Origin of the sequence: Alloprevotella sp. oral taxon 473 str. F0040, from assembly GCF_000318095.2 — a bacterium.
GTDB lineage: Bacteria > Bacteroidota > Bacteroidia > Bacteroidales > Bacteroidaceae > Alloprevotella.
The window spans coordinates 182,348-204,658 of the sequence record NZ_KB290716.1; the positions used below are offsets into that span (position 1 = coordinate 182,348).

At 48.3% G+C, this 22,311-nt stretch carries 17 protein-coding genes and 1 tRNA gene; 15 read left to right on the plus strand and 3 right to left on the minus strand.

Going from position 1 to position 22,311, the window contains the following annotated elements; all coding sequences use genetic code 11:
- The first annotated feature begins 172 nt into the window (after positions 1-172).
- The 3 genes from HMPREF9999_RS04930 (at position 173) to HMPREF9999_RS04940 (ending at position 6,242) form a co-directional block, all read left to right on the plus strand.
- A complete protein-coding gene (locus HMPREF9999_RS04930) occupies positions 173-1,252 on the plus strand; it encodes an efflux RND transporter periplasmic adaptor subunit (RefSeq protein WP_052316486.1) in 1,080 nt (359 codons plus the stop codon).
- A gap of 207 nt (positions 1,253-1,459) precedes the next feature.
- Positions 1,460-4,837, plus strand: coding sequence for an efflux RND transporter permease subunit (locus HMPREF9999_RS04935; RefSeq protein ID WP_009437340.1), 3,378 nt, complete (start codon positions 1,460-1,462; stop codon positions 4,835-4,837).
- On the plus strand, positions 4,815-6,242 hold the full coding sequence (locus HMPREF9999_RS04940) for a TolC family protein (RefSeq protein ID WP_410488781.1): 1,428 nt from the start codon (positions 4,815-4,817) through the stop codon (positions 6,240-6,242). The genes HMPREF9999_RS04935 and HMPREF9999_RS04940 overlap by 23 nt, the downstream gene beginning before the upstream one ends.
- Positions 6,243-6,411: 169 nt before the next feature.
- Here HMPREF9999_RS04940 and cdaA read toward each other — a convergent pair whose 3' ends face one another.
- Both cdaA and folP read right to left on the minus strand, forming a co-directional pair.
- Positions 6,412-7,179, minus strand: a complete 768-nt coding sequence (gene cdaA / locus HMPREF9999_RS04945) for a diadenylate cyclase CdaA (RefSeq protein ID WP_009437343.1) — start codon at positions 7,177-7,179, stop codon at positions 6,412-6,414.
- Positions 7,180-7,244: 65 nt separating this feature from the next.
- The gene (gene folP, locus HMPREF9999_RS04950; RefSeq protein WP_009437344.1) at positions 7,245-8,111 is read right to left on the minus strand and encodes a dihydropteroate synthase; all 867 of its coding nucleotides are present in this window, start codon (positions 8,109-8,111) and stop codon (positions 7,245-7,247) included.
- 116 nt (positions 8,112-8,227) lie between these two features.
- Here folP and HMPREF9999_RS04955 point away from each other — a divergent pair, with 116 nt between their 5' ends.
- The 4 genes from HMPREF9999_RS04955 to HMPREF9999_RS04975 all read left to right on the plus strand — a co-directional run bounded on the left by HMPREF9999_RS04955 (position 8,228) and on the right by HMPREF9999_RS04975 (position 12,692).
- Entirely contained in the window at positions 8,228-9,601 is a 1,374-nt protein-coding gene (locus HMPREF9999_RS04955) for a UDP-N-acetylmuramoyl-tripeptide--D-alanyl-D-alanine ligase (protein WP_009437345.1), read from the plus strand.
- Positions 9,602-10,198: 597 nt separating this feature from the next.
- Positions 10,199-10,271 (plus strand) — tRNA-Met (locus tag HMPREF9999_RS04960).
- 518 nt (positions 10,272-10,789) lie between these two features.
- Positions 10,790-11,629, plus strand: a complete 840-nt coding sequence (locus tag HMPREF9999_RS04970; RefSeq protein WP_009437348.1) for a 1-acyl-sn-glycerol-3-phosphate acyltransferase — start codon at positions 10,790-10,792, stop codon at positions 11,627-11,629.
- Positions 11,630-11,717: 88 nt separating this feature from the next.
- Positions 11,718-12,692, plus strand: a complete 975-nt coding sequence (locus HMPREF9999_RS04975) for a GNAT family N-acetyltransferase (protein WP_009437349.1) — start codon at positions 11,718-11,720, stop codon at positions 12,690-12,692.
- A 255-nt stretch (positions 12,693-12,947) separates the two neighbouring features.
- Here the strand turns inward: HMPREF9999_RS04975 and HMPREF9999_RS04980 are convergent, their stop codons facing one another.
- Positions 12,948-13,391: a DUF2147 domain-containing protein gene (locus HMPREF9999_RS04980; RefSeq protein ID WP_009437350.1), complete on the minus strand. Its 444-nt coding sequence runs from the start codon at positions 13,389-13,391 to the stop codon at positions 12,948-12,950.
- A gap of 723 nt (positions 13,392-14,114) precedes the next feature.
- Here HMPREF9999_RS04980 and HMPREF9999_RS04985 point away from each other — a divergent pair.
- The 8 genes from HMPREF9999_RS04985 to HMPREF9999_RS05020 all read left to right on the plus strand — a co-directional run bounded on the left by HMPREF9999_RS04985 (position 14,115) and on the right by HMPREF9999_RS05020 (position 21,601).
- Complete coding sequence (locus tag HMPREF9999_RS04985; protein WP_009437352.1) at positions 14,115-15,392, plus strand: hypothetical protein; 1,278 nt, start codon at positions 14,115-14,117, stop codon at positions 15,390-15,392.
- Entirely contained in the window at positions 15,392-15,982 is a 591-nt protein-coding gene (locus HMPREF9999_RS04990; protein ID WP_009437353.1) for a hypothetical protein, read from the plus strand. The genes HMPREF9999_RS04985 and HMPREF9999_RS04990 overlap by 1 nt, the downstream gene beginning before the upstream one ends.
- A 367-nt stretch (positions 15,983-16,349) precedes the next feature.
- Positions 16,350-17,033, plus strand: a complete 684-nt coding sequence (gene infC, locus HMPREF9999_RS04995) for a translation initiation factor IF-3 (RefSeq protein WP_044063184.1) — start codon at positions 16,350-16,352, stop codon at positions 17,031-17,033.
- Positions 17,034-17,216: 183 nt separating this feature from the next.
- Entirely contained in the window at positions 17,217-17,414 is a 198-nt protein-coding gene (rpmI, locus tag HMPREF9999_RS05000; RefSeq protein ID WP_009437355.1) for a 50S ribosomal protein L35, read from the plus strand.
- Between the two features lie 116 nt (positions 17,415-17,530).
- Positions 17,531-17,875 (plus strand): 50S ribosomal protein L20, encoded by a 345-nt coding sequence (rplT, locus tag HMPREF9999_RS05005; protein ID WP_009437356.1) that lies wholly within the window; start codon positions 17,531-17,533, stop codon positions 17,873-17,875.
- Positions 17,876-18,070: 195 nt separating this feature from the next.
- Entirely contained in the window at positions 18,071-18,865 is a 795-nt protein-coding gene (locus HMPREF9999_RS05010; protein ID WP_009437357.1) for a tRNA1(Val) (adenine(37)-N6)-methyltransferase, read from the plus strand.
- 133 nt (positions 18,866-18,998) lie between these two features.
- Entirely contained in the window at positions 18,999-20,639 is a 1,641-nt protein-coding gene (locus HMPREF9999_RS05015) for a diphosphate--fructose-6-phosphate 1-phosphotransferase (RefSeq protein ID WP_009437358.1), read from the plus strand.
- A gap of 80 nt (positions 20,640-20,719) precedes the next feature.
- Positions 20,720-21,601 carry a glycoside hydrolase family 25 protein gene (locus HMPREF9999_RS05020; protein WP_009437359.1) on the plus strand — a complete coding sequence of 294 codons (882 nt, stop codon included), beginning with the start codon at positions 20,720-20,722 and terminating at the stop codon, positions 21,599-21,601.
- The last annotated feature ends 710 nt before the right edge of the window (positions 21,602-22,311 follow it).

Here is a 22,311-nt window from a genome sequence, read left to right on the forward strand (position 1 = left end):
GCCAAATGAGCAGAACCGAGCTTGCTCGAGTTATACCATGGCGAGAAAACGAAGGATGAAATCCAAGGCACTGCCTCCCTCATTTCCTTACAGGACTTTGCAATAAAGAGTCTAACAAGACTTTAGTGCAATTAAGACGCTATCAAATAAGATGCTATTTCAAACAATGAAGATGAAACAATTTTTGCTCTCCGCACTCTGCGCTGGTCTCTTCACGATGACCGCCTGCCAAAAAAAAGCGGAACAGCAGGTGGAAACCACTTACACCGCCACTACACCGCTGGTGGACAGCATTGATTTGCCCAAAGACTATGCAGCCAACATCAACTCGCTACGCAACGTGGAGATTCGTTCGCAACAGAAGGGTCTGCTGCAAACGGTCTACGTGAGCGAGGGACAATATGTGAAGGCGGGACAACCGCTCTTTCGCATTGCTGCCGTGGGCGTGGATGAGGAAATTGCCAAAGCTAAGGCGGAGGCGGAACAAACGAGGATTGACTTGGAAAATGTGTCGAAACTGGCGGACAACAAGGTGGTGTCGGTCAATGCGAAGCGCATGGCCGCGGCGAAACTGCGGAGCGCGGAGGCGGACTATCGACTGGCGGTGAAGCGCAAACGCTTGTCGCTCATCAAGGCTCCGTTTTCGGGCATTTTGGGACGCATTCCGCTCAAAGTGGGGAGTCTGGTGGACGATGGAGATTTGCTCACGAGTTTGTCGGACAACCGAAAGGTGATGGTGTATTTCAACATCTCGGAAACGGACTATTTGGACTATCGCCTGCATCCGGAACGCTACACGCAGAGTGGCTTGCAACTGGTGTTGGCGAACGGTGATGTGTTTGGTGCGCAGGGGCGCATAGTGGACCTGGGCGGACAGTTTGATGCGAGCACGGGGACGATTGCGATGCGTGCGGAGTTTGCCAATCCCAACAACTTGCTGCGCAATGGCGAGATGGGGACGGTGCGGTTGATGGTGAAGAAGCGCAACGCGGTGATGATTCCGCAAGTGGCAGTGTTTGAGGAACAAGATCGGAAATATGTGTTTGTGGTGGACAAGCAGCGGCGTGTGCACCAACGTGCTGTGACGATTGGGGCTGAGTTTTCGGGGGGCTACGTGGTGAACGGTGGTCTCTCGGCTGGCGAACGCTATTTGGTGGATGGCATCCAAAAACTGAATGATGGCGATGTGGTGCGCTTCAAACTAGTGGACCCTCACACGGCAATGAAAATGAATCAACTCAGCGCGGACTAAATTAGAGGTTAGACGTTAGAGGTTAGACGTTAGAATTTAGAAGGCTAGCGCGATGGGACAGTTATAGACACTATTCTCCGCAGGGCTCTAACGTCTAATGTCTAATGTCTAAATTCTAATCTCTATTCCCCTCTAACGTCTAACCTCTAAAAAATCGTCTAACGTCTAATCTCTAACGTCTAACGTCTAATCTCTAACATCTAAGATATGTTTAAGATCTTTATTCGCCGACCAGTGTTGTCGATTGTGGTGTCGCTGGTCATCGCCTTCATTGGCGTGTTGGCATTGTTCAATCTGCCGGTGACGCAGTTTCCCTCCATTTCGCCCCCAAAGGTGAATGTGGTGGCCAACTATCCCGGAGCGAACAACGAACTGTTGGTGAAATCCGTGATTATCCCCTTGGAACAAGCCCTCAATGGTGTGCCAGGGATGAAATACATAGAGAGCGATGCCGGCAATGACGGTGAAGCCGCGCTCAACGTGGTGTTTAAGTTGGGCACAGACCCCAATGTAGACGCTGTGAATGTGCAAAACCGCGTGTCGTCAGCCACCAACAAGTTGCCGCCCGAGGTGATCAGAGAAGGGGTGAAAATCTCTCGCGAAGAACCCAACATCTTGATGTATATCAACCTCTACAGCGACGACCCCACTGCCGATCAGGGTTTTCTCTACAACTATTTCGACATCAACATCGCCCCCGAACTCCTCCGCGTGGACGGTGTGGGCGACCTCGACATCTTGGGCACGCGCAACTATGCCATGCGCGTGTGGTTGCATCCCGACAAGATGATGAGCTATGGTCTTTCCACCGACGATGTGCGCGAGGCTCTGGAAGACCAAAATGTGGAAGTGTCGCCGGGTAAGTTGGGCGAGAGTGGCGGACTGCGCCCACAGGTGAAGGAATATGTGTTGAAATATCCAGGAAGATACACCACAGAAGACGAATATAAGAACATCATCATCAAAAGCACGAAAGGCGGCAACGCTGTGCGCCTGAAAGACATCGCCGATGTGCATTTGGGCAACGAGGTGTATGACATCTATTCCACCTTCAACGGTAGGCCCTCAGCCGCTGTGACGCTGAAACAAGCCTACGGCAGCAACGCTCGCGACGTGATTGGCAAGGTGAAAACCGCCATGGCACGTTTGCAAAAAGACATGCCCAAAGGGATGCACTATGAGGTGAGTTACGACGTGAGCCGTTTTCTCGATGCAAGTATGGAGAAAGTGGTGCACACCCTCTTCGAAGCCTTTGTGCTGGTGGGCATCGTGGTGTTTGTGTTCTTGGGCGATTGGCGCGCTTCGGTGATTCCGATTTTGGCGATTCCCATCTCGCTATTGGGAAGTTTCATTGCGATGATGGTGTTCAACATCACGCTCAACATGATTTCGCTCTTCGCCTTGGTGATGGCGATTGGTATTGTGGTGGACGACGCCATTGTGGTGATTGAAGCGGTGAATGTGGAGATGCTGCGCAACAAACTCTCGCCTGTGGAAGCCACGGAGAAGGCGATGAAGGAGATAAGCGGTGCCATCATTGCCATTTCGCTGGTGATGGCTTCGGTGTTCATCCCCGTGGCGTTTATGGGAGGCCCCGAGGGCATGTTCTACCGCCAGTTCTCCATCACCATGGCATCGAGCATCTTGTTCTCCGCCTTTGTGGCACTGACCTTGACACCGGCTTTGTGCGCCTTGATTTTGACGAAAGAGCAAGAACACAATGTGAAGTTGGGCTTTGTGGGCAAGGCTTTGCAACGCTTCAACGCGCGTTTCGACCGCGGTAGCCAACGCTATGAGCGCGTGGTGCGTCGCACGGTGCGCATGAAGGCTTTGACCCTCGGAGCGATATTGGCATGCTGCGGACTCGCCTACTGGGTGAACTTGGGTTTGCCGGCAGGCTTCATTCCGCAAGAAGACCAGGGGATGATTTATGCCGTGGTGGAAACGCCTCCGGGCTCCACGATAGAGCGCACGAACGCTGCTGCACAGGCTTTTCTGAAGATTGCCAAAGAAGAAGAGGGCGTGGAGAGCGTGTCGTCGTTGGCAGGTTTTGAAATCCTCTCGGAAGGCACGAGTGCCAACTCCGGCAGTTGCTTAATCAACCTCAAAGACTGGAAGCACCGCAAGCGCACCGCCAAGGAGATTATCCGCGATTTGGAGGAGAAGTGCAAGACCCTCACGCAAGCCAACATCGAGTTTTTCGAACCGCCTTCCATCCCAGGCTACGGTGCGGCAAGTGGTTTTGAACTCCGCCTGCTCGACAAGACGGGGAAGAATGACTATCACGAGATGGAGCGCGTGAGCAAGGATTTTGTGAAAGAACTCCGCAAGCGTCCCGAGATAGGCAATGCCTTCACGTTCTATTCCGCCAGTTATCCGCAGTTTATGCTCCACGTGGACGACAACGCGGCTTTGCAAAAAGGTGTGCAGCCGGGCAAGGCTTTGGAGAATCTGTCGATATTGGTGGGGTCGGACTATCAAACGGGCTTCATCAGATTTGGCAAACCCTATAAGGTGATTGTGCAGGCAGCTCCACAATATCGCGATTTCCCCGAACACTTGATGGGACTCTACACGAAAAACGAGGAGGGAGAGATGGTGCCGTATGCCGACTTTATGTCGCTATCGCGCACTTATGGTATGAGCGAAATCACGCGCCACAATCTCTACAACTCTTCGGAGGTGACAGGAGCGCAAGCAGCGGGTTATTCGAGCGGTCAGGCTTTGCGCGCCATCGAAGAGGTGGCACAGCGCACGCTGCCCAAGGGCTATGACTACGACTGGGCAGGTATCTCGAAAGACGAGGCAGAACAGGGCAACACGGCGATTATTATCTTTATGGTGTGCTTGGTGTTTGTGTATCTCATCTTGGCTGCGCAATACGAAAACTTCTTGTTGCCCATGCCGGTGATTATCTTCTTGCCGGTGGGCATCTTGGGCGCGTTTTTGTTTTTGAAAATGTGCGGATTGGAAAACAACATCTATGCGCAGATTGCGCTGGTGATGCTCATTGGGCTGCTGGGCAAGAATGCGGTGCTGATGGTGGAATATGCCGTGCAGCGCAAGAATGCTGGAGAGAGCATTGTGCAGGCTGCCATCTCGGCAGCGGTGGCGCGTTTCCGTCCCATCTTGATGACGAGCATTGCCTTCGTGGCAGGACTCATTCCGCTGGTGTTTGCCACGGGAGCTGGTGCCATTGGCAACCGCACCATCGGTACGGCAGCTGTGGGAGGTATGCTCCTCGGCACGCTGGGTGGACTGGTGTTGATTCCGGGACTGTATTACATCTTTGCTGGGATGACGGACAAATTGGTGCATTACCAAAAGGAGAAACCGCTGAGCGAGGAGAAGGATGTGGCTTATCGGAAGAAGAGAGCCACGAGTGCTGGGGGTGATGAGGTGTTTTTCCTAGAAGAACTCTCGGTGGAGGATTTGTCTCGACAGCATTCGGCACAAGCGTCTGAGGGTGCTGCGCAAGATGATTCGGTGCTAAATGATTTTGCCCAAGATGATTTCACGCAAGAGGATTCTGCGCAAGATGATGCTCAAAACGTTCAAGAAGATGACGACGATGAAAAGAAATAAGATAAATGTGGCAGTGTGCGCTGCGGTGGTTTTGCTGGGCTTTGGGGCTTGTCAAACGCCGCAAGCCACTGTGGTGAAGTCGGATTTGAAAGAGAGATTGCTCAAGAGGGACTCTGCGCACAAGGCTACGCAGGACACGCTGCTGTGGTGGAAACGCTTTGACGATGCCACGCTCCAAACGCTCATTGACACGGCTTTGGCGAACAATCACGATGTGAAAATGGCGGTGCAGGATTTGGCGATTGCCAAAAGTGCCATCTTGGCGAAGGAGGGGGCTTTGCGCCCTGTGCTCTCGGGCAAAATGGGACTGGGGCTCTCGAAGGTGGGACGCTACACTGCCGAAGGGGCAGGCAATGCTTCGACGGAGATGACGCCTGGTCACAACGTGCCGACGATGATTCCGGACTGGGCACCGGGGGTGCAACTGGATTGGACGATCGACCTTTGGCACAAATTGCAAAGCGACAAAAAGGCGGCGGTGGAACGCTATCTGGCTTCGGAAGCTGGACAACGGGCGGTGAGGAATAAACTGGTGGCTGAGGTGGTGGAAAACTACTACGCGCTCTTGGCGCTGGACGAAAAACGGGAGGTGATGCTGCAATATGTTGCGCTGCAAAAGAAGGCGGTGCAACTGGCGAAGATTCAAAAGGAGGCGGACGCTGGTACGCAATTGGCGGTGGAGAAATTTGCTGCTGAGGTGGCGAAGGGGGAAGCGGATGAGTGTGAGCTGCGCGAGGAGATTGCTGCTCGAGAGCACACGCTGAACTTGCTCTTGGGGCGTTTGCCGCAGGCTGTTGAGCGCAAACCGAAAGATTTTGCGGCCTTGCCTTTGCCTTCTGCCGAGGGGGCTTTGGCGGTGGAGCGTTTGCTGGGAAGAGCTGACGTGGTGCAGGCTGAACACGCTCTGGCGGCTGCGAAATGGGATGTGGAGACGGCGCGCAAGGAGTTTTTGCCGCAACTGAATGTGTCGGCTTATTTGGGGTTGGATGCTTTCAACCCGAAGTATTTGGTGCGCTTGCCGGAGTCGGTGGTGTGGAACGCGCTGGGGAGTCTGACGGCTCCGCTGATCAACAAGCGGGCGATTCGTGCGCAGTTTGCTCAGGCTGATGCTCAGCAACTCAATGCGCTCTACAACTATGAGAAGACGCTTTTGGGGGCTTTTATGGAGACGCACGCTGCGCTCTCTAAATTGGAACATTTGTCGTTGGTGGAGGGTCACAAACGTGAACAATATGCTGCGCTGACGCGTGCTGTGTCTGCGGTGCAACAGTTGTATGCCAACAACCGTGCTTCTTATCTTGAAGTGAACGACAGTGAGCGCGAACAACTGGACTGCCGTCTCTCGCTGATTGACCAAAAACTGGAACAACTCTCCACCCTGATTGGACTGTTTTCTAGTCGATAGGGTTGCAGACCCTTTTATGCTCGCCTCGACAAGCGGGGCTCGGTTCTTAGGAGGGCTAGTCTTTCTAGTTCTTCTAGAGATTCACAAAGCCCATCTATAGCAAAGAGGCTGTCAGGCACAATGCCTAACAGCCTCATCGCATAAGCAGGAGTGATTTTGGGGAAATGGATTACCAAAGTTCCACAGCGTGTGCCAAGCGCTCCTCGAGTTCCTCTGAAGTGAGGCGCAATTTCAACTCACCCTTGTGGGCTATCGAGATGGAACCAGTTTCTTCGCTCACAATGATGGCCAAGCAGTCGGTCTTTTGAGAAATGCCTAAACCCGAACGGTGGCGCAATCCCAAATTTTTCTGGATATTCGTATTGTGCGACACAGGGAGAATGCAGGCCGCAGCCTTGACTCTGCCCTTCCCCACCACCATAGCTCCATCGTGAAGCGGGCAATTCTTGAAAAAGATAGTCTCTATCAAGCGTTGGGAAATGGCAGCATCGACTATCTCTCCTGTGTTGATTTCGTCTTGCAAGCTCCCCACTCCTTCGACGACGATGAGAGCTCCCACTTTTTGACGTCCCATGGCCATGCAGGCACGGACGATGGGCATGATGAGCTCTCGCGACACCTCCTCTTGAGGGGTGCGACGAAGCCACTTAAAAAAGCGCGTGGCACGCTGCGTGCCGATGGTGGAAAAGAAATGTCGAATCTCTTCTTGAAACAAAACAATCAGCGCAAGCGAACCCACGTTGACCATACGATCAAAGATACCTCCCAGTAGGCGCATCTCTAACACCTGCGACACCAAAATCCACACCACAATAAACACGAGTACCCCCGTGAAGATGTTGGCCGAACTTGAAGCGCGCATCAAGCGATACAAATAGAACAACAAGAGTGCCACCAGCACTATGTCTAAGATATCCTTAAATCCTAATTCTAACATGAATCGTTATTTATCGTTTCTGAGATACTCGTTTCTTCTTTAATTTCTAACTCAGGACGTTGCCCTCAAGCCTGCTTGCCCGATTGCCACATGGTTTCCACAATGGTGCGTGCTTCTACAGCCGCACGCACATCATGCACACGCAAGATATGCGCCCCTTTCATCATGGCCAGCGTGTGCAGCACGGTCGTACCATTCAAGGCTTCTTGAGGAGTCGTCTCCAGTAGTTTGTAGATCATCGATTTCCTACTCACTCCCACCAAGAGAGGGGCATGAAGTTCGTGAAAATCCTCGAGTCTGTCCATCAAGCGATAGTTGTGCATCATGGTCTTTCCAAAGCCGAATCCAGGATCAATGACCACATCTTTGCCGCCTGCATCAAAAAAACGCTGCTGCTGTCGCGCCAAGAATTCCAGCACTTCAGCCAACACATCTTCATATTCTGGAGCTGTTTGCATCGTTTCGGGTTTGCCTTGCATGTGCATCATCACATAAGGCACACCCATCCTCGCCACCATTTTTGGCATTGCCTTGTCCAGCACACCACCCGAAATATCGTTAATCATGTCCACACCAAAGTGCTCAACGCATTGTCGAGCCACCTCCGAGCGAAACGTATCAACCGACACGTAAACTTCGGGGGCAACAGAACGCACTGCCGCGAGAGCCACTTCCAAACGGCGCATTTCTTCAAGTGGAGAAATGTCATCCGCACCCGGACGGGAGGAATAAGCTCCTACATCGATGAGGTCAGCTCCATCTGCCAGCATTTCCCGCACACGCTGCTGGATGCTATCGGGGTCGGCCATGGGCGTACGGGAATCCGCATAAAATGAGTCGGGAGTGACATTTAAGATGCCCATCACCCAAGGGCGTTGCAATTCCACGAGCTTACCGCGGAAGTTCAAGGTGTAATATGGAGCAGGAAACATGGTGTTTGAGTTTCCTGCAAAGGTACTTTTTTGTTTCTCGACAAGCAAATAATTGAATTATATTTTTTGTTTTTCACGGAGAACTACTACTTTTGCACCTAAATCTATTTTAGATCATGTCTATAGCAGAATTCTACGAACTCTTTCTTCGTCACCCACACGTCTCCACCGACACTCGCCATTTGGTCAAGGATAGCCTATTCTTTGCCCTCAAAGGTGCGAGTTTCGATGGCAATCAGTTTGCGCTCCAAGCCCTAGAAGCTGGATGCGCTTATGCCGTGGTAGACGATTACCAAATAGCTCAAAAAGACGAGCGTTGCATCTACATGGATGATGCTCTCGTTGCCCTCCAAGTGCTTGCAGCCTACCACCGCCGCCAGCTCGGCACCCCCATTCTCCAAATCACAGGTACCAATGGCAAGACCACCACTAAAGAGTTAGTAGCGGCTGTGCTCTCCGAGAGACTCCGCGTGCTCTACACCGAAGGCAATCTCAACAACCACATCGGAGTGCCTCTCACCCTGCTTCGACTCACTGACGAACACGAATTTGCCGTTATCGAAACCGGAGCCAACCACGTGGGCGAGATTGCGATGCTCAGCGACATCGTACAACCCAACTGCGGCATCATCACCAATGTGGGCAAAGCGCACATCGAGGGTTTCGGTTCGTTTGAGGGAGTGATCCAAGCTAAGACAGAGCTTTATGAGAACATCCGCAAGCGCAATATGCAATTGCTTGAGGAGGTCGATGGTTCCGTACAATTCCGCGAAGGTGCTACTCCGCTTTTCGTCTTCCTCAATGGTGACAACCCCCATCTTGCCCCGCGCGCAGAAGGACTACCCACACTCACCTATGGTTCTCCCGACCACGGATATGTCGTAGAGGGTGAAGTGGTGTCGTGCGATCCCTTCCTCACCTTCCGCTGGCGCAAAAATGGTGGACAATGGCACGAAGTGAGCACACAGCTCATTGGAGCGTACAATCTCGACAATGCCTTGGCAGCGGCCCTCGTTGGACTCACCTACAATGTCCACGTGGCCTCTATCGACAAAGCCTTGCGCAACTATTCCCCCAACAACAACCGTTCGGAATATCGCAAGACAGAGCGCAACCGCCTCATCATTGATGCCTACAACGCCAATCTCTCCTCTATGCACGCAGCTCTTCAGAGCTTTGCCCAGATCGAAGATGCCCACAAGATGATGATACTCGGCGACATGCGCGAACTCGGCACAGCCTCGGCCGATGCCCACGCTGAGGTGTTGCAACTAGCCCTCACCACAGGCAGCCAACAAGTTTGGCTCGTAGGCAGCGAGTTTGCCCAAGCACTCACCACCCTCTCTGCCGACCAAGCTGCCCTCTTCCGCACCTTCCCCGATGTGGAAGCAGTAAAAGCCGAACTCGAAGCGCAGCCCCTCAACGACCAGTTGATTCTCATCAAGGGGTCTAACGGCACTCGTCTATTCCAACTCCCCGAATTATTGTAAGGCACGAAGGCTCAAAGCCCTTCTCTTTTTACAGCTCTTCCTTCTAAACGAATTAAGTAAGAAATCACTCAAAGCTATTTGCTTTGACCTTTCAGTCTTATTTATTTAGAGGGAAGAGTTCTATTGTATAGTAACACCAATCAACATCTCAAGCAACATATACCCAAGGTAAAATCACTATCACACTTTCATTTCTAAGATAACATAAAGCTAGATTAGACATACGATTTAATCTACTGCAACTTGAACGACCGCACACACTGAGAATAGCGAAATAAGACTAGTCTTTTCTCCTTTGTCTCATCAAAACGATATTCTCACATCGCGATTTCCATCACTATTTCGGACCACATCTCATCTACACGTTCTACTCACCTATACGCTCTAAAAGTGTCTCAAACTCCTCGTCAGACATTCTTCCAACCATCCCTTATTTCTTACAGAGATTTTGGCCCTAACTCACCTCTCAAAACAGTGTAAAAACAGAAAAATGCGCATAAATCTACATTTTTCCGCCATAAAATTTGGAGGATAACAAAAAAGTTACTACCTTTGCACTCGCAATTCGGAAACAACCGAGGCGCAAACATAATAGATCGCGGAGTGGAGCAGTTGGTAGCTCGCCAGGCTCATAACCTGGAGGTCGTTCGTTCGAGTCGAGCCTCCGCAACTCAAGCCAAAGCATCAATCATTTTGATTGGTGCTTTTCTTTTTTTTGTATTCCACACTATGCCGGCATTTTCGAGCAACCCTAAAAATCCTATACTAGCAGCGCAAGCATTGCAACTGATACTGAACAAGACGACAACCGACACACTTGCTATTAAACCACAATAGAAACATTTTTCCTCCTCCCCATCGAGACTTCCTCATCGACACTAGGCAGCAGAGGCAAAGATATACTGAGCCTGCTCTCATCCATCTCATCAACCACCCGCATGAAACAGGAGCAATTCGTGCTAGCCAAAAGTTTGGAGACATGACAACCTCACCTCACCTCGAGGAACAACTATTAAGCAAAGCAAAAAAGACTTTGCGCACATCAACAAATAATGCGCAAAACGGTAAAAATGTGCAGAAAATAGAGTTCTCAATCCCCTAGTTTTAGTTTTTATTGCTAACTTTGCAAACCCATACACGACATAAATGTGCGTGCTTCTACATGCCGCACATCCACCTTCTCCTCCTATGGCACAACCCTATCTCATAGATATCGACCAGATTTTGCGCAACAAGATGGGACGTAAAGCACGTTTCATTCCTGATTTTTTGGTGCGCTATCTCAAAAAGACAATCCACCAAGATTGGCTTAACCAGTTTATCGCAAAAGAGGGGGAGATTCAAGGCGTGCAATGGCTAGAAGACTGCATGCACCATCTTGATTTAAAGCTCAATGTGCATGGATTGGAAAACTTACCCTCAGATGCCGATGGACGTCGCTTCACCTTTGTGAGCAATCACCCCTTGGGCGGAGCAGACGGTGTGATATTGGGAGCCATCCTCGGCCGCCACTATGATGGTCGCATTTGCTATTTGGCCAATGACTTGCTCATGAACCTCACTGGCATTGCCCCTCTCTTTGTGCCCATCAACAAGACGGGACGCCAAGGTCGCGAATTTCCCAAGATGGTAAATGCCGCTTTTGCAGGCGATAAGCATCTGATCATGTTTCCGGCTGGTTTGTGTTCGCGCCGCATTGATGGACAGATTCAAGATGTGCCATGGGCAAAAACTTTCGTGAGCAAAAGCATCGAATATCAACGCGATGTAGTTCCCATCCATTTTGGTGGCAGAAATTCCGATTTCTTCTATCGTTTGGCCAACTGGAGCAAACGACTAGGCATCAAATTTAACCTAGCGATGCTCTATCTCGTGGACGAACTCTACCACCACCAACACAGCACCTTCGACATCCACATCGGCAAGCCTATCCCTTGGCAGTCGTTTACCTCGGAGAAGTCCCCCACAGCGTGGGCGGCCGAAGTGAGAAGTTTGATTTACACACTTCCCTCTTCTTCACAACACTGATTATTTCTAGAGAAACTACAGAACCGACATTGGACTAAACCCTATACCACTCGCGGCACAAAGTTTCTGAAGTCATACTCCCCACTATATGCAAGCTATCATCGAACCCGTATCTCGTGATTTGCTTCTCCGCGAACTCACCCCAGAGTTGCAGTTGCGCAAGACCAACAAAGCAGGCAACGAGATCTACATCATCACCCACCACAACGCGCCCAATGTGATGCGCGAAATCGGCCGATTGCGTGAAATCGCTTTCCGTGCCGCGGGAGGAGGTACGGGGCAAGCCTTAGACCTCGATGAATTTGACGTTTGCGAGCATCCCTACTACCAACTCATCGTTTGGAATCCCGATGCGCAAGAAATCTTAGGAGGATATCGGTTCCTGCCACCAAGCGACATCACCTTCCGCGAAAATGGACAACCCTACCTGGCCACAGGCCACATGTTCACATTCTCGGACAATTTCATCGAGAATTTCCTCCCACAGACCGTGGAACTAGGACGTTCCTTTGTGACACTCGAATACCAAAGCACGCGCAACCTCTCGAAAAGTCTTTACGCTCTCGACAACCTCTGGGACGGACTCGGCGCACTCACCGTCATCATGCCCGACTTGAAGTATTTCTTTGGCAAGATGACCATGTATCCCAGCTTCGACCGCCCTGCGCGCGACATGATACTCTATTTCCTCCATCGTCACTTCGGCGATCGCGACGGACTCATCACGGTGAATAATCCCGTGCTTCTCGAAACTCCCGAAGAGGAATTGAAGAAAATCTTTGTCGAAACCGATTTCCGTGCAGACTACAAGATTTTGAATAAAGCTGTGCGCGAACGTGGGTTCAACATCCCCCCCTTGGTCAACGCTTATATGAACCTCTCTCCCACCATGCGCGTGTTTGGCACTGCCATCAACGACGAATTTGGCAATGTGGAAGAAACCAGCATTCTCATCGCCGTGGATGAGATACTCGAGGACAAACGCAAGCGACACATCGAAAGCTACGTTGACCCCCAAAGTCTAACGGACATCCCAAAACTCTTCTTTGAAGAAACAAGATAGGATTTCCTCAGACTCTCCCAACCTCCCCAGAATCTCCTATGAGCTATTCCCCCTAAACTACAGCAACAAAGGGCACACAAAGCTCACCTTTCTCAGGAGTGCTTAAAGCTCCAACAAAGAAAAGACAACAACGACATAACAATCCGAAAGAGGGTGCGCTCCTAGCGAGTGCACCCTCTTTTTCCATTCTCCACCACCGAGCTACTGCCGCTCGGCGAGGACTTATCATCATGTATTGTTTACGCTTCTCGGCGTTTATTGAATCTTCTGCCAATAGACACGCTTGAAGAAAGGCCCAAGTTTACCTTTCACTGTGAGCACATTGGGTTTGTCGAAATACATTTCCACGCGATACACCTTACCACTAGTGGGGTCGTAGATATGACCATTTTCCCAAGTATCATCACCATCGAAAGTCACCTTCTCCACCAAAACGATTTGGTTAGAGGGCGTGTTACGCTTCTTAGGATCGGGATTCTTCTGGTCAGTGCGCTGGCTACCATCAGGGTTCTTCATGTTTTCAAGCCACACCACTTGAGCGCGATAGCCATCGCCATACTTAAAGATTTTCACCTTTGAGTTGCGACCATCTTTCACCACGTGATACAAACCCACAATTTTGTCAGCAGCAGACTGAGCAGAGAGGGTGAGCGTTGTAGCCATAAAGGCCAAGAGTAAGAACGAGAGGATTCGTTTCATAGAATATAAGAAATTGATAATAAAAGAGTAGCATCGAAGACAAATGTACAAATGCCTGCAGAATCATGGCATTTTCTGTCCAAGTTCTCACATCATCAAGATTGCACACTGTCGAAGACTCTGCGCAAAGTTACAACATATCTGTCAAATTGCACAAGTTAGAAGAAAAGAAAATGCAAATTCAAAAGCTAAACACAGCAAGAAATCAGCTTTGCCATAGTTTTTTATCCATGAAACACGAACCATTTGTTGAACTTCTATCATAGGATAAGGTCGAAACGAAGCGTGTTCTATTTGAGAAACTCAAAATAAATGCTATCTTTAAACCGAATTGGGCTAAAATGAGTCCTATAGCGCAAAGGAGAATATTGTAATTTTGCACTTGCGGGTTGACTCTACATACCGTTGCCTCAACGGACTCTATAGTATAAAAAAATACTCATTCCTTTTTCTATGCTATTTTATTTCATATCTTTGCACCATCTAGCCGAGTGTATTAAACATGACGACAAACCCATGTATCAAATAAAAGAAATGCTTGTGGAAAACACATCAAGTAATCATAGTTTCCCAAAACTAAGCAAAAACTTTAGTATTGTCAATGTCACAATCTACAATAGGATACTACAAAGCCTGAAATCCTCTTCCTAATTAATGGAGATCTTGGGAAATCAAGAAAAAATAACTGATAGAAAATTCAAACTATAAAATCAACCAATAACTATGCCAACAATAACAATAAAAAACATAGGTCCTATAAAAGAGGTCGAGGAAATCTCTCTCAATAAAATCAATGTTTTTATGGGACCACAAAGTAGTGGTAAAAGCACCATCGCAAAGATTATTAGTTTCTGCGCCTGGGTAGAAAAAGATGTGGCTACTAATCAATCCCTTTCTGAATATCAAGAAAATAAAACGCATTTCAGAGAACGTCTTGAATCTTTTCATAAGATAAAGGGGTACTTTAAATCTAACAGCTATATCCATTACCAAAGTGAGGTAGTAGACATAGTATGGAAAAATGAGGAATGTTCAATCTCATGGGTAAACAAATATGCATACAAACGTAGTAAAATAGCTTACATTCCTTCCGAACGCAACATGGTCATTCTCCCTGAAGCAAGAAAATCGGAATTTGGGAACACAAACATTAGAAGTTTCTTGTTTGATTGGTTTGAAGCTCGCAAAAAATATTCGAACGAGAATACAATGTCTATTCTGAATCTTGGCGTAAACTATTATTACATTGAAGGTACTGAAGAAGACCACATCAGAGGTAATAATAATGATGCCGAGTATGATATCCTCTTGTCAAATGCTTCAAGCGGGTTGCAATCTATTACTCCCTTAATTGCGATGATTGAATATCTGACAAAATGGATATATAATGAGGATACAATTTCTTTTGAACAAGATGAAAGAAAACAACGTGTTAACACATCTCTTATAATAGAGAAAGTACTAAAGCCTTATTATGATAAGGATATTTTTTCAACAACAGATTTGCGAACATTCGCAAAGTCTTTTAGCGAAAAACTCCACGAACGCGAAGAAAAAGCGGCTAAATACTTCGAAGATTACAAGGCCATATCAGATAGCTTATTTACAACAAAGAACTCTCAGTTCATTATAGAAGAGCCGGAACAAAATTTGTTTCCTGAAACCCAACGAGATTTAGTGTATTACTTCCTACAGAAGTGCCTGAATAAAGAAGGAAGCAGACTAACCCTTACAACACATAGCCCGTACGTGCTTTACGCATTAAACAACTGTATGATGGCAGATTTAGTAAGTGACAAAATGGTAGAAGATGAATTAAGCAATCTCAAGTGTAATCAATCAAGCATAAATCCTACAGACGTATCTATTTATGAAATCAGAGAAGGACAAGTGAAAGGAACCATTCAAGGGGAAGATGGACTAATTTCTGATAATTATTTCGATCAGAAAATGAAAGACTTAATGGATGACTTTTATTCAATGCTTAATCACTACGAATAATGATACGTACAAAAATACAAAATGTTTTTTCTCATCATTTGCAAAATTGTACCACTACAACTGCTAACCTATACGTAGCAGACTACACTGAACAAACAAGACTACAAGCAATTAAGCGAGCAACAGAATTATTTGACGGTTCTCCACCGAATGATATCGACTATTTTACGGTAGAAAATCCGCTCAGTGTTGAGATAGACGGTATTCCTTTCGATAACCGTAGTTTTACTCGTCGTAACGGAAGCCCTTTGTCTCAATGCGAATGCGCCATTTATCCTCATAATAACATTGGTGGTTCTTGGATTCTATTTCTCGAATTGAAGTATAGCAACAACGAAAAAAACAATAAAAGGAATTTAAACAAGGCTCGAAAACAGCTATTTAAAACACGATATTACTATAAGTCTATGGGCATTATCAATAAGAATAATACTTGCTATTTGTTAGCATCAATGCCCATGCAATCTTCTCCTTTTGCCAATATCAGTTTATCACAACCTTACTTATTAGCTATGAAGAAGAAACATAATATAGTAATACGATTCCAGAATTCTGCAAAGATTAAAGATTATAAAATCATAGAATTATAGACTCAATCCGCAACGTGCTTTAAACATTGCATTTATAGTCTCATACTTCTCTTAAGAAGCATAATCTTTCGAGGAATTCCATAAATGCGACTTTACGTGAGTAAATGAAACAGTCTATAAAGCCCATGCGTTAGGCAGAGAAAATCAATTTCAGACCCAGGAAGGCACTAAAATACAATACACCCATCAAAGCATTCTGACAACTCATACCATAGTGTTGCACTTGATGGTTGACTCTACAGAAAATGGAGGAGCACAAAAAATAGTCGATGTTTTCGGATTAAAACTTTGTGAGTTGCAAGAAAATGCTTACTTTTGCAGCGCAATAAATAGACTCTCTAATTTACAAACCCAAATTTATCGACATTTGAGACCCAATAAAAACGATAAACTCAAGCAGCAGTATCGCGTAAACGAACAAATTCGTGCGCGAGAAGTGCGCGTAATTCCTGAAGAAGGTGAAAGCGTGGTTATGCCTTCGCGTGATGCTCTACGCATGGCGCAACAACAAGGTGTGGATTTAGTAGAAATCAGCCCTAACGCACAACCCCCTGTTTGTAGATTAGTGGACTTTTCCAAATTCATCTACCAACAGAAGAAGCGTCAAAAGGAGCTGAAAGCTAAGCAAGTGAAGGTAGAAGTGAAAGAAATTCGTTTCGGTCCTCAGACCGACGATCACGACTACAACTTCAAGCTCAAGCACGCTAAGGGCTTTTTGAGCGAAGGTGACAAAGTGAAGGCCTATGTGTTCTTCCGTGGCCGCAGCATCCTCTTCAAAGAGCAAGGTGAAGTATTGCTCCTCCGTTTTGCCAACGACTTGGAAGAATATGGCAAGGTGGAATCTATGCCCGTGCTCGAAGGTAAGCGCATGACCATGTATCTCGCTCCCAAAAAAGCACCTGTGCGCAAAGAAGACGTAGAAGTCAAAGAAACACACGACACGCCTGCTGAAACTCAAGATGAAGTTAAGGCTACGCCAGCCAAGAAGACCCCTCAAGTGAAGGAACGTCGCGAATACACTGGCCCAAAAGTGGAAGGCGAAGACTTCTAATTTCCTCATTACCCTCCTGGATAATCCAGACAAGTGAACATTCTCGGCGGAACTACCCCAGTTTCCATACATCACTAAAAAGCATCCGTCGAGGCGCTTACCCTTGTTTGTTTTATATACGTAGCGCGTTGTGCCAGGTATGCGCAACCGCACACATTCATTCATCATTTAACTTACTAACAAATGCCTAAAGTAAAGACTAATTCTGGTGCTAAGAAGCGTTTCACACTCACCGGAACCGGTAAGATCAAGAGAAAGCACGCTTTCCACAGTCACATTCTCACGAAGAAGACTAAGAAGCAAAAGCGTAACCTCGTACACGTTGGCCTCGTTCACGATTCTGACGTGAAGCAAGTACGCGAATTGCTCTGCATGCGCTAAATCTCTTTTGGTTTTTGTTTTCACAAAACCTCCTACCAAAGTCATTTATTTCATCGAATGTCTGGCTCGCAAGTGCTGCTAACGTGTAGCCGCCAGCAATCAAAAACAACATTACTATGCCAAGATCAGTAAATCATGTCGCATCTCGCGCTAAGCGCAAGAGAATCCTGAAGCTCACCCGCGGTTACTTCGGTGCCCGCAAGAACGTGTGGACCGTTGCCAAGAACACTTGGGAAAAGGGTCTTACCTATGCGTTCCGTGACCGTCGCAACAAGAAGCGCAACTTCCGCGCTCTCTGGATTCAGCGTATCAACGCTGCGGCTCGCCTCGAAGGCTTGAGCTATTCTCAACTCATGGGTGGTCTTCACAAGGCCGGCATCGAGATCAACCGTAAGGTGCTCGCCGACCTCGCTGTAAACAACCCTCAGGCTTTTAAAGCTATCGTTGAGAAGGCGAAATAAGCCAGGCTTGGCCTAATCAAACTACTATTCCCAATCCAATCGAAAGGCGTGCTTCTTCCCAGAAGTCGCCTTTTTTTGTTGCCCTACCCCTACTCGCTACTACCCCTTCCTACTACTATTCCCTACTCTATCCTAACTCTCTCCTATCCCAACTCTCTCCTATCCTAACTCTCTCACACTCTAATCCCCCTCGCGATGTTTCAATTCCAACAATTCACCATCCACGACGACCGATGTGCCATGAAAGTGGGCACAGATGGCGTGCTCCTCGGGGCATGGTGTGAAATGCCACCTGCTCCCTCCGCTGCACGAGCGCTGGACATCGGCACGGGAAGTGGACTCATAGCCTTGATGCTCGCGCAGCGTTATCCACACCTACAAGTTGTGGGCGTGGAACTCGATGCCGATGCCACCACTCAAGCCGCCGAAAACGCAGTAGCCTCGCCCTTTGCTGCGCAAGTTAGGATGAAGCAAGGTGACATCATGACCGACGACTGGCGCGAAGACGACCAACGCTTTGACATGATTGTGAGCAATCCTCCCTATTTCGAAGAAACCCTCCTCTCCCCCATTCAGCAGCGGGCACAAGCACGACACGTCCACCACGGACTCACCTTTGAAGCTCTCACCTCGAGAAGCGCACAATTGCTCAAGAGTGGCGGATGGCTGCAAGTGATTATTCCCAAGACGGCACAACCGCGGTTCGTGCGCTGCGCTCAAGATGCTGGATTCTCCCTCATCCGCCAGACCGACGTGCACACCGTAGCGCGCAAAGCCCCCAAGCGCGTGATGCTCCGCTTTCAACTCCACTTCACTCTCCCCACTCACCACCAGAATGGACATACCATCGTGGGTGATTTCTTGCAAACCGACCAACTCATCTTGCAAGTAAATGGCGAGCGCAGTCCACAATATCAGCAACTTTGCCAAGACTTTTATCTCACTCCAGCGCAACTCAACGCAAGGGCTTCCGCAGACGAGAAGACGTAAAAGACAACTCCCCTTGCAAATATCTACAAGCCACCACAAAAACCAGAGAGAAAACAAGGAGAAACCTTGTCTGTTCGCAAGAAAAGAAGTAATTTTGTAGCAAATAATTTCAAACTCCAATCTATCAATCAATATGGAAAAAAGCGCATTGCAAATTGCTCGTGCTGCCTACCAGCCCAAACTCCCCGCAGGTCTTCGCGGTAACGTGAAAATCGTAGAAGGTGCACCCACCCAGAGTGTAGACAACCAAGAGGAAATCAAAGCCCTCTTCCCCAACACTTATGGCATGCCCCTCGTAAACTTCGAGCCTACGGACGAGAAGAAGGAATATGCTCCCATCAACATCGGTATCATCCTCTCTGGTGGTCAAGCTCCTGGCGGTCACAATGTGATTTGCGGTCTCTATGATGGCTTGAAGAAGCAAAACCCCAACTCTAAGCTCTACGGCTTCCTCATGGGACCTGGAGGCTTGGTGGACCACAACTACCTCGAAATGACCGACGAACTCATCGACGAATACCGCAACACGGGTGGTTTCGACATGATCGGTTCTGGTCGTACGAAGCTCGAAGAAGAAGCTCAGTTTGAAAAGGGTATGGAAGTGATTCGTCAACTCGGCATCAACGCTATCGTGATTATCGGTGGTGACGACTCCAACACCAATGCTTGCGTGCTCGCTGAATACTACGCAGCTAAGAAGTATGGCGTTCAAGTAATCGGTTGCCCCAAGACCATCGACGGCGACTTGAAGAACGACCAAATCGAAACTTCTTTCGGTTTCGACACTGCTTGTAAGACTTATGCCGAAGTAATCGGTAACATCCAACGCGATGCCAACTCTGCTCGCAAGTACTGGCACTTCATCAAGCTCATGGGTCGCTCTGCCTCTCACATCGCTCTCGAGTGCGCACTCCAAGTGCAACCCAACGTGTGCTTGATTTCTGAAGAAGTAGAAGCTAAGGAACAAAGCCTCGACGACGTAGTAACCTACATCGCTGAAGTAGTGGCTAAGCGCGCTGCTGCTGGCAACAACTTCGGTACTGTGCTCATCCCCGAAGGCCTCATCGAGTTCATCCCTTCTTTGAAGAAGCTCATCGCTGAACTCAACGACCTCCTCTCTACTCCCGAAGCTACCCAAGTGGAAGCTGCCGACCAACGTGCATGGGTGCTCAGCCACCTCTCTGCTGAAAACGCAGCTATCTACGCTTCTCTCCCCGAAGGTGTGGCTAAGCAACTCACCGCTGAGCGTGACCCCCACGGCAACGTGCAAGTATCGCTCATCGAGACTGAAAAGCTCCTCTCAGAAATGGTGGCTGAAAAGCTCGCTGCTTGGAAGAAGGAAGGCAAGTACACTGGCAAGTTTGCGGCTCTCCATCACTTCTTCGGTTACGAAGGTCGCTGCGCTGCTCCTTCTAACTTCGATGCTGACTACTGCTACGCTCTCGGTGCTTCTGCCGCTCAGCTCGTGGCTAACGGCAAGACTGGCTACATGGCCATCGTGAAGAACACCACTGCTCCTGCTGCTGAATGGGTGGCTGGCGGTGTGCCCATCACCATGATGATGAACATGGAGCGTCGTCACGGCGAAATGAAGCCTGTGATTCGCAAGGCTCTCGTAGAACTCGATGGTGCGCCCTTCAAAGCTTTCGCTGCACAACGCGAAGCATGGGCTGAGCAAACAGCCTTCGTTTATCCTGGTCCTATCCAATACTGGGGTCCCACAGAAGTTTGCGACCAATGCACCAAGACGCTCGCGCTCGAACAAGCGAAATAATCAGCGTCTGCATCGCATAAGACATTGACTCAACAAGGGGTGCAAGCGCAAGTTTGCACCCCTCGTTTTCTTCTCTATTCATGACTCAAAAGAAACGCTCCTCCACTCCTCCCAAAAAGCGACGTCGCTCCTCACGTAACAGCAAGCAGAGTGCCGTCACTTGGGCTGAACGCTCCTTTGGACACGGCTACAAGCGCGTGTTCTGGATCGGTATTATCATCGCAGCAGGAGTGTATCTTTTCGTCACCTACAATTATATCGTTGCGCCCACATCCAACTTGTGGCAAGGGCTCTTTGGCACCACCAAATATCCAGAAGAATATGCTGTGCGAGGCATCGACATTAGTCGCTATCAGAGTGAGATAGACTGGGAAAAGGTGGCAGCTGCCAAGATTGACCACCAGCCCATTCGATTCGTCATTGCCAAAGCCACCGAAGGGAAGGAGCATGTGGACAAGAATTTCAACGATAACTTTTACCAAATCGGGCAATACGACTTCATTCGCGGTGCCTATCACTTTTTTTCTCCCCTCGTTTCGGGCGATGTGCAGGCGAAACATTATCTCAAGCAAGTGCATCTCGAACCAGGTGATTTAGCTCCTGTGCTCGATGTGGAAAGCATTGGCACGCTCTCTGCCGAACAGTTGCGCAAGGAAGTGGCCGAATGGCTCAACATCGTGGAGAAGCACTACAACACCACGCCCATCATCTACACGGGGCTGAAGTTTAAGGAGAAATATCTCAACACGCCTACCTTCGATCGCTATCATTTTTGGATAGCGCACTACTACGTGAAACAATTGTCCTACAAGGGCAAATGGAAGTTTTGGCAATTCACCGATCGTGGCAAGATTGATGGCATCTCTGGCGATGTGGATTTGAACGTCTACAACGGTTCTTCCTACGATCTGCAACAACTCACCATCGGTGAGCAAGAACCAGAGGATACGGAGGCTCAATAAGTTCCTCTTCGCTCATCTATGGCTTGCTATGCTTTTAATTAAGGTAGCTTTTAAGGGGGCTACTTGTGCTGTAAAGTCCTCACTTTCGTGTAGGGCTTTTCTGCTTTTTGAAGTGCATTCTTGTGCATCTCGCAATTGTCTATGTGCATCTCGCTATTGTCTTTGTGCATCTCGCTATTGTCTATATGCATCTCGCTATTGTCACATGCCCACACTTTTGCATGTGCATCCCACTCTTCATCTCCTTAGACTCGTCTGGAAAAAGCAACATATAAACGCTGCGATACATATTTGAGCCTTTTCAGAAGTGCAATAAAAACCTCGGAGAAAAACGCAGAAAACTCACAGAAAATCGGTAAAAGCTCCGAGTTTTTTTCTAAAATATCGGAGAGTTCTCTTGCAAAAGACCTTAAAACACACAAATATCACTGCTAAAACGCTCTGATAAACTCCTTCATGCTACTATTTGTCTGTACGGCATAGCTTGGGCTATTCTATAAGAGATTCGTAAAAAATATTTATAAAACGCTGGTATCTCTTTCCGCAATAATAAAGGATGTTTAAGACTGCATTTTTTAACGTAGATTTTATCACTTTCGCCTCATTTCCTCCCATATATAAATAGGAGGGTATTCTTAAAAACGAAGCATCAGAGCTTGATACACCTCATAACCAAAAATACGCGTAACTTATTGACATGCACGATATTG

Excerpts from the sequence above, each read along its gene's own strand:
- HMPREF9999_RS04970 (WP_009437348.1), top strand. The coding sequence starts at position 10,790 with ATGGCACAACCCTATCTCATAGATATCGACCAGATTTTGCGCAACAAG.
- HMPREF9999_RS05015 (WP_009437358.1), top strand. The coding sequence starts at position 18,999 with ATGGAAAAAAGCGCATTGCAAATTGCTCGTGCTGCCTACCAGCCCAAA.
- cdaA (WP_009437343.1), bottom strand. The coding sequence starts at position 7,179 with ATGTTAGAATTAGGATTTAAGGATATCTTAGACATAGTGCTGGTGGCA.
- HMPREF9999_RS04985 (WP_009437352.1), top strand. The coding sequence starts at position 14,115 with ATGCCAACAATAACAATAAAAAACATAGGTCCTATAAAAGAGGTCGAG.
- HMPREF9999_RS04990 (WP_009437353.1), top strand. The coding sequence starts at position 15,392 with ATGATACGTACAAAAATACAAAATGTTTTTTCTCATCATTTGCAAAAT.
- HMPREF9999_RS04975 (WP_009437349.1), top strand. The coding sequence starts at position 11,718 with ATGCAAGCTATCATCGAACCCGTATCTCGTGATTTGCTTCTCCGCGAA.
- rplT (WP_009437356.1), top strand. The coding sequence starts at position 17,531 with ATGCCAAGATCAGTAAATCATGTCGCATCTCGCGCTAAGCGCAAGAGA.
- folP (WP_009437344.1), bottom strand. The coding sequence starts at position 8,111 with ATGTTTCCTGCTCCATATTACACCTTGAACTTCCGCGGTAAGCTCGTG.
- HMPREF9999_RS04955 (WP_009437345.1), top strand. The coding sequence starts at position 8,228 with ATGTCTATAGCAGAATTCTACGAACTCTTTCTTCGTCACCCACACGTC.
- HMPREF9999_RS04935 (WP_009437340.1), top strand. The coding sequence starts at position 1,460 with ATGTTTAAGATCTTTATTCGCCGACCAGTGTTGTCGATTGTGGTGTCG.
- HMPREF9999_RS05020 (WP_009437359.1), top strand. The coding sequence starts at position 20,720 with ATGACTCAAAAGAAACGCTCCTCCACTCCTCCCAAAAAGCGACGTCGC.
- HMPREF9999_RS04940 (WP_410488781.1), top strand. The coding sequence starts at position 4,815 with ATGACGACGATGAAAAGAAATAAGATAAATGTGGCAGTGTGCGCTGCG.
- HMPREF9999_RS04930 (WP_052316486.1), top strand. The coding sequence starts at position 173 with ATGAAACAATTTTTGCTCTCCGCACTCTGCGCTGGTCTCTTCACGATG.
- rpmI (WP_009437355.1), top strand. The coding sequence starts at position 17,217 with ATGCCTAAAGTAAAGACTAATTCTGGTGCTAAGAAGCGTTTCACACTC.
- HMPREF9999_RS04980 (WP_009437350.1), bottom strand. The coding sequence starts at position 13,391 with ATGAAACGAATCCTCTCGTTCTTACTCTTGGCCTTTATGGCTACAACG.
- HMPREF9999_RS05010 (WP_009437357.1), top strand. The coding sequence starts at position 18,071 with ATGTTTCAATTCCAACAATTCACCATCCACGACGACCGATGTGCCATG.